Source organism: Coleofasciculus sp. E1-EBD-02 (assembly GCF_040218245.1).
In the GTDB taxonomy this organism is placed as follows: Bacteria; Cyanobacteriota; Cyanobacteriia; order Cyanobacteriales; family Coleofasciculaceae; genus Coleofasciculus.
In genome coordinates this window covers 1-11,307 of the sequence record NZ_JAVJQN010000135.1, presented here as the reverse complement: position 1 = coordinate 11,307, position 11,307 = coordinate 1, and the positions used below count along the sequence as shown (strand labels likewise).

The following is an 11,307-nucleotide window of genomic DNA, read 5'->3' as shown; positions in this document are numbered from 1 at the left end:
TCTTTATCTTTGACCAATGGCGCTGCAATTTCTGCCTCAACCAGAGGAGAAGGAGATGCAGGCAAGGTAGTGATTCGGGCGACGGATAATGTCTTATTGGATGGGGAAAGTCGTCGAGGAAGAGTCAGTGGTGTTTTCAGTCAAGTGGAATCGGAAGCTCAGGGGAATTCTAAGGGTGTGGAGATTGAGAGTGGCTCTTTATCTTTGACCAATGGCGCTAGAATTAGTGCCGAAACCAGGAGTACGGGTATGGCTGGAGATGTCAGAATTAATGCCACCGACTTTATACAACTGAACGGTGATAGCGCCATCCGTGCCAATTCTACGGCGGGGGGTTCAGCCGGAGACATTACCCTCACCACCCCAGAATTAACCCTACAAAACGACGCCAACATCGCCACCACCACAGAAAGTTCTGGCAAGGCGGGAAATATTACCCTTCAATCCCACCCCACCCACGAAAATCTCACGATTAACCTGGCACCAAGAACCTCTATTTCCGCTTCCACTGATTCCCCCTTTAACCAAGCAACCGGGGGAAACATCAAGATAAAAGCGCCAGATGCGATCACGATTCAGGGAGAAGGCACGATTACCACAGAAACCGCAGGCGCAGCACAAGCTGGCAATATTGAGATTACCAGCACTGACTTAAACATCCAACAAACAGAACTTTCCAGCTCAACCACAGGAGAAGGAAACGCCGGAGAAATTACCCTAGACACTTCTACCTTAACCCTTGCCAGGGGAGCAAAAATATTTGCCTTTACCGATGGCAGTGGCGATAGTGGCACAATTGAAATTAATGCTCCCACCGAGGTAAATCTGGGTATCGGTGTGGATGATTTTTCCCCAGTTCTGTCTGTCCAAACTAATGATGCGGGCAAAGCCGGAAACATTATTATCAATACCCCAACCTTAACTCTCTCCGACACCGCCCGAATTACCGCCACCGCCACCGATACCGCTACTAATACAGAGGGGGGTGGTAGTATCACTTTAAATGCCTCCACGATGAACTTAGCCGGAATTGTCGGTGTCTTTGCTGAAACTGAGGGACAAACCCCAGCCGGAACCTTAACCCTGAACCCCTATCAGGATGAATCCACCCTAGACATTACCCTAGCGCCCAATTCCCAAGTCTCGGCTTCTACCTCTGGGAGTGGTACAGGCGGTAATTTAATCCTGAGTGCGCCCCAAGCGATTACGATTGCTGGACAAGGGCGGTTAGCGGTAGAAAGCCGCAGTACAGGGGATGCGGGTAATGTACTCGTCACGACTCGCCAACTTACCCTCACTGATGGTGTCGAACTATCGGCGGCGGCTACAGATAGTGGTAATGCGGGAGAAGTTCGTCTCAATACCCAGCAGTTAACCCTGGAAAATGATGCAAAAATATTAGCCTCTAATAGTTTTAGTCGCAGTGAGGGTATTATCCTCGAAGGGTTGGATACCTTGACAATTAGCAACAATAGTGCCATATCCGCCTCGACTCAAACCGGTGAAGCGGGAAGCTTAACCATTAATGCTAACTCCAATCCGGCTAATTCGGTGCAAGTAAGTGATAACAGTCGCCTATCGGTTGAAGCAACCTCTGAAGGTGGGAAAGCTGGGGGAGTGACGATAAATACTCAACAGTTAAACTTGAATGCGCGATCGCAGCTTTCAGCCTCCAACATTTCTGGTGAAAGTCAAGACATTATTTTACAAGGGTTAGAGAACGTACAGTTAACCAATAATAGTGAAATATCAGCCTCGACAGAAACCGGAACAGCCGGAAGTCTCAGTATTAATGCAGGCGAAAATCCGGTTGAGTCGGTATCTGTCAACAACTCTCGCCTATCGGTGGAAGCTACTGGTGAAGGTGGTAAGGCTGGGGGTTTGACGGTTAATACTCAACAGTTAAGCTTAAGTGAAAACTCGCAGCTTTCAGCCTCCAACATTTCTGGTGAAAGTCAAGACATTATTTTACAAGGATTAGAGAACGTACAGTTAACCAATAATAGTGAAATATCAGCTTCGACACAAACAGGAACAGCCGGAAGTCTCAGTATTAATGCAGGCGAAAATCCAGTTGAGTCAGTATCTGTCAACAACTCTCGCCTATCGGTTGAAGCTACTTCTGAAGGCGGTAAGGCTGGGGGAGTGACGATAAATACCGAACAGTTAAACTTGAATGCGCGATCGCAAATTTCAGCCTCTAACATTTCCGGTATCAGTGAAGATATTACCTTACAAGGCTTAGACACGTTAACAGTCAATAACAGTCTAATTTCCGCATCCACCCAAAGGGGGAAAGCCGGAAGCTTAACCGTTAACGCCAGCGACTCGGTAGACTTAAACGGAGAAGGCGGATTATCCGTTGAAGCCACCGACGGGGGGACAGCCGGCGACTTAACCGTTGAAACTGGGCGAATGTCCGTCCAAGATGGGGCATCCGTAACCGTCAGTAGCCCCTCTGGACAAGCCGGAAACCTCTCTATCGCCGCCAATTCCCTCTTTCTCAACCAAGGCAAACTCACCGCCGAAACCGCCCTCAGCGATGCCGCAGGCGGCGCCAACATCTTCCTCACCGGCTTAGACTTCCTCTACCTTGCCAACGAAAGTCTAATTTCTGCCAATGCCTTTGACCTCGCCAATGGCGGTAACATTACCATTGACTCTCTCTTTATCGTTGCCACATCCCCAACAGGAAAACATGGCAGCGACATCACAGCCAATGCAGATCAAGGCAATGGCGGTGCGATTGGGATTACCACGCAAGGCTTATTTGGCATCGAATTCCGCCCTCAACTCACCCCCCAAAACGACATCACCGTGAGTTCAGAATTCGGCTTGAGTGGAAGGTTTGAACTGAACTCACCCAATGTAGACCCATCGCGAGGCTTACTCAATCTGCCTAGCCAACTGGTGGATGCTTCCCGCCAGATGAGACAGAACTGTCCCGCCCGTGGGAGTGGACAAGAGAACCGTTTTGTGGTAACAGGTACAGGGGGCTTACCGCCTCGTCCGGGTGACTCTATCGATTCACCGTTTCCCACAGGTGAGGTGCGTTCTCTACCCAGTAGTAGTGTATCTCATAATGCACCAGGGAAAGCCGAAGTCACCGAGAATGTTGAGCCAGCCAACAGAACCCAAATTATCGAAGCTACGGGTTGGGTAAGAAACGAAAAAGGCGAGGTAATTTTGGTCGCCTCTAACCCCACCACCCCCCAGAATGGGTCAACGTCAGCCACCTGTACTGACGCAGTTGGAACGCGGTAATCTTGACAACAACAGAGCCTTGATTACCCCATTTTGCCACGGCGATTGAAATCGCGCCTACACAAACAAAGTCCGCCGACGCGGACTAAGTGATAACAGGGGTAGCGTTCCCCTGATTTGGCATCCGATCATGTCCTGAGGATTGGGAGCATCTCAGGGACATCACAGAACTCTCAAGTAGGTTGGGTAGAGCGTAAGCGTTACCCAACGGGCTCTCCCTGGAGTTGGGTTACTCTTCGAGAAGGCTTCGCCTACGTTCCAAGAGCCCAACCTACTGGCGTGACCCAGCTAAAATGATGGATTAGATTTGCAGATTTTATGGGCGCACGCCATGCGCCCCTACGGTTTCTGGATAGACACCAAATTAGTGACATGCTCCCCCAGCTAAGAGACGTTCCACCGGAACGTCTCTACAACTTCCCCAGCTAAGAGACGTAGCATGCTACGTCTCTACATTGCTCCCCCAGCTCTCCCTTATGACGAACACAGAAGGTTGATCAGGGATTGGGGTATCTCTTCAAAATGCTCTAACAAAAAATCCATAATTGTCAGATGGCGCAAGTCAACGGGTTGAGGAGGATGATAGCCTTTCCCTCGGTTAAACCAATTCTGAACCGTCCCCTGGGAACGAGAACAGATGTGAGAAAGTTGCTCATAAGTGACATCCCATTTGGCATAAAACTGCTTGGGTGTCATCCCTAATTCACAGTAACAATAGAGGTTAATAATGTATTGTTCCCGCTGAGTAATTGGGCGGGGATAGTTTTGCCATTGGGGGTTATAGCGTCCAGTTGGGCTATGCACAGATAGAGGCGCGATCCGAAGGCGAGAAGGGGTGGGATAACAGTAGAGATTTTGATCATTTTGATCCTCTTCACTCATCGGTTCAATCTCCTCTATTTCCTCTCCATGGCGCAGGGTATTTAAAGCGCCAGCGATGAGTTTACCGTTAAGGCTTTCGGTCAACTGCTGAATCAATAGCTTCGCGATCGCATGGACTTCAGCATCGGTTAGATGCATTTGCGACGCCTCGAAGTCAATGTCGCTGTAGTCCTTGACAAAAGACAGGAGTTGGGTAATTCCAAATTCTGCTAACGCTTGCTGGGCAGTGGTTTCAGCGATATTGCAGGTGTCAACTTGAGAGGGTAGAGGTTTCATAGTGTTCTTTTCCTTATGTAATATTTAAGGTATCTATTGCTTGTAACAATGTTATAACAAAATAATCAAAATAACAACCCTTTTGTCTCAAAAAAAGAGACTATAGGGAAATCATTAGAGCTAAAAAACGTAGGGTGGTTTAGGCGGGTTTTAAACCGAAGCGATATCATTTAATGAACGCTCCGCCGTAACCCAGCGATATTAACTGAACAACCTATTATTTAATCAATAGTTCAGACAATAATCCTGAACTTGGTTGGGTTTCCTACGTCAACCCAACCTACTGCCGTCACCCACCTAAAATGGTGGATTAAAATTGTAGGGGCGCACGGCGTGCGCCCAATTTAAATCCACCCCGTCAAAGCCAATTCCCAATCAGAATAAACGGTGCCCAATAAGCAGGATGATTGTATTGCCCCCCCGCTTCAATCAGTTCTAACTGCGCCTCGCGCAACGCCTCAGCTTTACTTGTATCTGAATCCAGCAAGCGTTCATAAAAATGATTCACTAACTTGACCGTAGACGCATCGTGAATAAACCACAATGACGCCAAAGCACTTTTCACCCCAGCTTGCACCGCCACCCCCGCTAAACCCAGCGCCGCCCTGTCATCCCCCGCCGCCGTTTGACAAGCCGTGAGTGCCAGCAGTTCCACCGCCTCAGAACCCACATTGATGCGGCGCATGGTTGCCTCTAAATCGGTAATCGTCAGCTTGCCATTGTCTCCCGTCACCAGGAATGTATCCTCTGGCTCTGTACCAAACTCCCCGTGGGTGGCAATATGAATAATCGGGTAAAGGGTTTGGCTGAGTTCCTGTTGCAAGCGATCGCGTGTAAAATCTTCATCAAGGAGTCCCTTACTCCCCGGCATTCGAGCCTTAACTTGACTGACTTCTTTACCAACGTTACTCAACGCGGGAAACCTGCGACCGTCCACAACCGCCTCCTTGGTTAATCCTATTATCAGCGCCCGTAGCTGTTTACGGTCGAGTGCTTTCTTTTCAGTTAGAGTCAGACTGGGAGTCGTGGCAATGGCATACTTTTGCACCAAAAATTTCTCCCCGTCATGAAGTGCCGCCATGGGAATGCTACGCAAGATACCATCTTGGATAAATACCAGCGTTTTGACCTGGGCTTGTTCTAAGTCAGAGGCGAAGGGACGAATCAGCCAATCATACAGCTTTTGGGCTTGGGTAGGGTCATAAACGAAATCCATAAATCTCTCCAATTCCCGGCGAAATTCATTGATTTCGTCAATAAGCGCCTGACTATCGATATCTATCCACGCTGACCGTTTTTCGCCGTTGGGGAGACTGACGAGAATAGCAGTACGGTCTTTCAGAATAATCGTACTAAAAACAGCCGTTGCGGGACTAAAATCGGCTGAGTCATTTAAATTAAGGGCGGCTATCACGCAATCATTGCCAAAATAATTTTGCAGTTCTGCCAGTTTCAGAGAATCAATTGTTCTAAGGGCAGCACTGAGTTCCTTGGTACGTTTCATGGGTTCAACAGAAGGCAAAGACGCTTGTTCGAGGCGTAACTGTGCCAACTCCCGATAAATAGGATTAATCGCATCTCGAAAGTCAAGTTGCACGTCGCGATTGGCGGTGAGAATATCGCTGCGGATAGTTTCTAGGGTAGTAACGGCTTGTTCGTAAGCCATTACAGCTTCAGACGCTTTCCCCTGTGCATTAAAGATGCGTCCCGCCTGCCACTGCCATAAATACAGACTATCTTTGGCAAGTAAATCCTGGTTCGCCCTCAACTGCGCCTGTTGGGTGAAATCGAGGGCTTGGGGGTAGTCCTGGCGGCATTCATAAAGTTGTCCCAGCTTACCCAGCGCAAAGGATTGGGCGCGAGAATCGTTGAAACGTTGAGCAATGGAGACAGCTTGCTGTAAGAGTTCAATGGCTTGGGGTTGGTGTTGATGCTTGAGGCATTGAGTCCTCGATGAGGTATCCTCAGACCTCGTAACAGGTTGTAAAAGATTAGCTAAATCAATTGCTGCATAGACTTTATCACGAGAATCGGGGAGTTGAGCCAGGAGCGATCGCGCTTCAGTCAATGCAGCAGCCGATGAGGGGTCGTTGGTTCGGTACAATACTGAAATAGAATTAACCAGTCCCCGCATTTGCCCTCGTTGGTCATTTTCTGTCCGGGCAACCTCGATACTATCCTGAAAATAGTGCAATGCTTTGGCATCATTACTCAAAGCGTTTTGTTGGAATTCCTCGGCTTTGGCGCTATCGCCTCTGGTGTTAGCCGACTCAGCACGGCGATAATTCACTAAAGCCAGACTATTGTAGGCATTGCCGAGACTATTAAGGACAGAAGCGCGATAGACTGGATTTTCGAGTTGGTTTGCGATCGCTAAACTCTTCTCTAGATTGTCAATAGCTTTATCGTACTCTCCCCGATGGCGATAGGCATTGCCCAAACTTCCCAACGCCGCCGCTTCTCCCAAGGCGTCTTGTTGTTGGCGCAGGATTTGCAACGCCGAGTCTGGATTACAGGGTTTCTCGCTTTCCGGGAGGTTGCATAAAATCGTAATTGCCCGTCGATTTTGCCCCAACTTGCTGTACGCTTGAGCTTGTTCGACAAGCATCCGCCCGACTTGGGTTTGATTTCCCATCTGGCGATAGACGGCAATTGTTTCAGACCAATAGTGAATCGCGCGATCGATTTGACCGATTTGCTGATAGGATCGGGCTAAGTTTTCTAAGATCAGGGCTTGTGCTGGGGAATTATTGGTATTTTGATAGGCACCCAGGGCTGTTTCCCATTGCGCGATCGCACCCGTAATATCTCCTGCCTGATATAACTCTACGCCTTTTTGCACCCATTGACTCAAATCAGGAGATTGAGCAACTGCCACGTTTCCCCATTGTACCCGCCAAGGGGTTGAGGAAAGATGACCCAGCCCTAGGCAGAGAGCGAAGCTACAAAGGAATAGAACGAACAGAAGGCGACGAACACAGAATTTGTGGTGTCGGCTTGGCATAACAGTCTTCCTTAAAGCCTTGATGAACGGTCTGGGAATACAAGATTTCCGTTTCTGGTAATCATAGCTGTATCTCTGTGCAACTGACTGATCCAATTGGGAAATGGACTTAACACAAAGAGCGGGACTGTTTTATTAGGACGCAATTCTGCCAGCAGGCACAAGGAAGTAGCCAAATCTCAGTAGTTACAGAAATCGCCCTGACGATGGGCTGCGATCGCAGGCATTGCCTTTGCTGATTTTCTCATGTTTTTTCAAATGGGAGTCAGAGATGCTCTCTATGATTCCCAGGTTCGTCCATGGAATCGAGCCGAATCAGCTAGCGTTTAATTTGTTTGGGACAAGAAACGTTTGTTTAAGGTCAAAACAGGAATTGTACGAGCGATGGCTATCATAGCAACCCCATTCCGAATACAATAGTTGTGCTTATCGCTGTTCCCAGATACTCTTTCTCCCGAAGATGCCAATCAACCGCCAGCGCTACGCCGATAATTGGTCAGACATTGCCCTATCCGTCAAAGAAGCTGCTCTTTGGCGCTGTCGCCACTGTGGAAAACAATGTCTGCGTCCCGGCGAAAAGCCATCAAATCTCACTCGTTCGGAGTGGACAATGGCGACGCTATCGGTGCATCATGCTAATTTTATGCCAGAGGACAACCGACTGGAAAATCTAATTCCTTTGTGTACACCTTGTCATATTGCTGTCCATGGGGGACGCAATGGTAATGTCTCTCCGGGTCAACTGTCCTTGTTTAGCTATATTTATGATGAAAATGGGGTATTGACGATTATTCCCAACATCCATTTATTCTCCCTGACTTTTAGCTGAACTTGAGTCTTCCGTAGTTAGTGTGCTAAATTGTTAGTTTGACTTGCCGAAATATGGGACAGCAATAGCTTTAACCAATTCTACCCGGATTTCAAGAGAGTTTTGAGGCGGTGAAAAACGGCAGCCCTTGTGTGGCAAGCTTCCTGGTTCATTAAAGCTGATAGTTTAGCCCACTAAGTCCGGAAGACCCTAAACTGTTCGGCATTTAAACCTTAATGTTAACAATGGTGAAATCCTTGTAATGCGAGCATCTTGCTCGCTACTAATACCCAATTTAAATGCATGACAGCTTACCCGTAGGGTGGGTTAGGCGGTGATTCTATTGAAAAAGTTACCGTAAAATTGGATATCCGCCGTAACCCACCAATAAAAAAGTGAGCCATTGGTGCGTTACGCTGCGCTAACACACCCTACTGAGTCGGGGCGGGTTTAGTTGAGTTAGTGGTTTGAACCGGAGCGTTATTGGTAAAACCCGCCCCGACAAATCATCTGCTTGAGCAAAGGATCACAGTTACCCACTCAAGGTAGAATTGAAAAATAATCATTTTTTAGACTGAAACGATTGAGGAGTTATTAAGATGGAATTCATTAGCCCCAAGACTGATTTTGCCTTCAAGAAAATATTTGGCTCTACAGATAGCAAAGATATCCTGATTAGCTTCTTAAATGCCTTGATTTATAATGCCAATCCAGTCATTCAGGATTTAGAAATTATTGACCCCTATAATCCTGGAGATGGGGTTGACCTAAAAGATATCTATCTGGATGTCAAGGTTGTGCTGGATAACGGCTCAACGGTGTTAATTGAGATGCAGGGATTAAAGGGGGCGTCCTTTGAAAAGCGGGTCATTTATAATCTGATGACAACTTATGCCAATCAATTAAACCATGGGGAAGGATATTCGTACCTTAAACCTGTGATTACGTTAACGATTACGGATTCCCCTCTGTTTGACCAAACTCAGCACTTCCTGACGCGCTTTGGCTTGAAGGAACAACAAGAGTTGTTTGATTATATTGATCCGGAACTCGAATTGATTGTTATTGAATTACCTAAGTTTACGAAAACGCTGGATGAATTGGACAGTTTAACGGATAAATGGATTTACTTTATTAAAGAGACTTCCAACCTGGATGTGATTCCCCCCGCGTTTCAACACGTTCCTGAACTGGATAAAGCGATGAATATGGCTAACCAAGCGAATTTAAGTGTAGAGGAAGTGGAAAAGTTACATCAGCGAGAATTGTTTCTCGAAGAGCAACGGTGATTTATTGTTTGGAGTTTAGATTTCTCTGGAAGTCGAATTAATGGAAATGATTAATATAATAGGACACGGCAATGCCGTGTCCCTATCAATGATTAGGAATAATTGATTTTGTAGGGACACGATAAGTAGGTGGACACAATTAAAGTTAGCGGTGGAGATTAGGGAACAGGGAACACCTCGGCTTCGCTCGGTGTGTAACAGGGAACAGTAAGGGTTTGAGGGGTGTTTACACAACTTAATCTAGTTAAGTTTATTTCCACCAACCTACTTATGCCAAACAAAATCATCAAAAGGGTATCGCTAAAACATTCGTAGCCATTCCCGAAGAGGGAGAACCGAATGTTGCGGGTTATTATTCGGTGAGTATGTCAGAAATTCAACGGGATTGGAGAGTGAGTATAACACAAACAAATAGGCGATCAATGTCCGATGCGTCGGGCAAATGTCAGCAGATGCGCGGCAACAGATTGAGGTTGATCGAAGTGAGGTACATGACTAGCTTGGAGAATCCAAATCAGTTGACTGCCTGAAATTGACTGTTCAAACTTGGTTGCATCGTCCATCCCCAATACATCATCAGCTTCTCCCCACAAAATCAGGGTAGGATGGTTTACCTGAGCGATGCGAGATCGCAAATTAGCGTAACCTCCACTTTGGGTGAAGGACGCGATCGCTCCTTTCCATCCTGGCATCTCCTGATGTAGCAAAGAACAGCGCAGCGCATCGAGTAGCATTGGGTCAATCATTGGCAACGCTAAAGCAGCAGTGAGGGCAGCCTGTTTGCGGAAGTGCAGCCAATTCGCCCCTAATTCAATCAGGGGATGCGGCAGAAACTGTCCAACTGGAAAACTGCCAGAAAAGCCAACCGAGTTAATTAGAACCAGCGATAGCGAAGCGCTGCTGCGAAGCGCAGATCGCACCCAGTTAGGATAATTTAAGGCAAAGTCGATCGCCACTGCACCTCCTAACGATGCCCCAACCAGCACTACAGGTTGCCCAATCCAGGTTTCTATAACGCTAAAAAGGTGTTGCCGAATGGTTTGAGGATTGACGGGAAGGGTGGGAACATACTCTGTAAATCCAGAGCCAAACAGATCCACCGTCCAAGTCTCGTGCTGGGTTGTTAATAAAGGGAGCAAACGCCGGAACTCCAGCAGGGAACTATCAAATCCGGGTAACAACAGAATCGGTGCGGCGGTAGGTTGGGAAGCTGATTGAGCGGGAGAATGGTGAACGTAGGCAGTTGCGATCAGGGTTGTGCCTAGCTCAAAGGGAACCTGAATTACCCGACGTTGAAGCTGTTGAATAAGAGCGATCGCATCTTTGTCTTGAATATCAACAACTGAGGGCGGTAGAAAATCAGCTTTCATATCATGTCCGCCGAAATAACCGTAATATCCTTCTTCCTTGCAACCTTGCTCCTTCCCTTCTGCCCTCTGCCTTCAGCCCTATCCTGACAAATCCGATGGTATCGGAAAGGTGATGAGTCAGAAAGAGCGATCGCACGCACAAGTTATAATAATTCCAACTCTAGGATAGTCATGGTTTAGGGGAGGTAGTCATCGCCCTAAAAAACCTTATCCCAAAATAGGATATTCCCCAGTCCCCTAGCTATGCAAATGAGCGACGATTGTCAGCGAGATGTATTAATTGTTGGTGGAGGTCCCGCCGGACTTGCTACCGCCTTAATGCTTGCCAAACGCGGATGGACAACTATTACAGTCCTAGAAAAACGGGCGGCGGCTGATTACTATGAACCCGATAAAGCCTTCAATTATCTCATT

7 protein-coding genes are annotated in these 11,307 nt (G+C 47.4%); 4 read left to right on the top strand and 3 right to left on the bottom strand.

Features of this window, described 5'->3' with window-relative positions:
• A partial coding sequence (locus RIC07_RS21925) for a beta strand repeat-containing protein (protein WP_446396377.1) occupies positions 1-3,264 on the top strand: 3,264 nt, incomplete at its 5' end.
• A 474-nt stretch (positions 3,265-3,738) separates the two neighbouring features.
• On the opposite strand, the gene RIC07_RS21920 is transcribed toward RIC07_RS21925, so the two are convergent.
• Both RIC07_RS21920 and RIC07_RS21915 read right to left on the bottom strand, forming a co-directional pair.
• Positions 3,739-4,422 (bottom strand): hypothetical protein, encoded by a 684-nt coding sequence (locus RIC07_RS21920; RefSeq protein WP_446396376.1) that lies wholly within the window; start codon positions 4,420-4,422, stop codon positions 3,739-3,741.
• Between the two features lie 358 nt (positions 4,423-4,780).
• The gene (locus tag RIC07_RS21915) at positions 4,781-7,300 is read right to left on the bottom strand and encodes a CHAT domain-containing protein (protein ID WP_446396375.1); all 2,520 of its coding nucleotides are present in this window, start codon (positions 7,298-7,300) and stop codon (positions 4,781-4,783) included.
• Between the two features lie 586 nt (positions 7,301-7,886).
• On the opposite strand from RIC07_RS21915, the gene RIC07_RS21910 reads away from it, so the two are divergent.
• Both RIC07_RS21910 and RIC07_RS21905 read left to right on the top strand, forming a co-directional pair.
• Complete coding sequence (locus RIC07_RS21910) at positions 7,887-8,255, top strand: HNH endonuclease (protein WP_446396374.1); 369 nt, start codon at positions 7,887-7,889, stop codon at positions 8,253-8,255.
• Positions 8,256-8,833: 578 nt separating this feature from the next.
• Positions 8,834-9,523 carry an Rpn family recombination-promoting nuclease/putative transposase gene (locus RIC07_RS21905; protein WP_446396373.1) on the top strand — a complete coding sequence of 230 codons (690 nt, stop codon included), beginning with the start codon at positions 8,834-8,836 and terminating at the stop codon, positions 9,521-9,523.
• A gap of 419 nt (positions 9,524-9,942) precedes the next feature.
• Here the strand turns inward: RIC07_RS21905 and RIC07_RS21900 are convergent, their stop codons facing one another.
• The gene (locus RIC07_RS21900; RefSeq protein WP_446396372.1) at positions 9,943-10,893 is read right to left on the bottom strand and encodes an alpha/beta fold hydrolase; all 951 of its coding nucleotides are present in this window, start codon (positions 10,891-10,893) and stop codon (positions 9,943-9,945) included.
• Between the two features lie 243 nt (positions 10,894-11,136).
• Here RIC07_RS21900 and RIC07_RS21895 point away from each other — a divergent pair.
• Positions 11,137-11,307, top strand: a 171-nt coding sequence (locus RIC07_RS21895; RefSeq protein ID WP_446396378.1) for an FAD-dependent oxidoreductase, incomplete at its 3' end; no start/stop codon positions are given.

Coding starts and splice junctions, on each gene's coding strand:
- RIC07_RS21920 (WP_446396376.1), bottom strand. CDS start 4,422: ATGAAACCTCTACCCTCTCAAGTTGACACCTGCAATATCGCTGAAACC.
- RIC07_RS21910 (WP_446396374.1), top strand. CDS start 7,887: ATGCCAATCAACCGCCAGCGCTACGCCGATAATTGGTCAGACATTGCC.
- RIC07_RS21905 (WP_446396373.1), top strand. CDS start 8,834: ATGGAATTCATTAGCCCCAAGACTGATTTTGCCTTCAAGAAAATATTT.
- RIC07_RS21900 (WP_446396372.1), bottom strand. CDS start 10,893: ATGAAAGCTGATTTTCTACCGCCCTCAGTTGTTGATATTCAAGACAAA.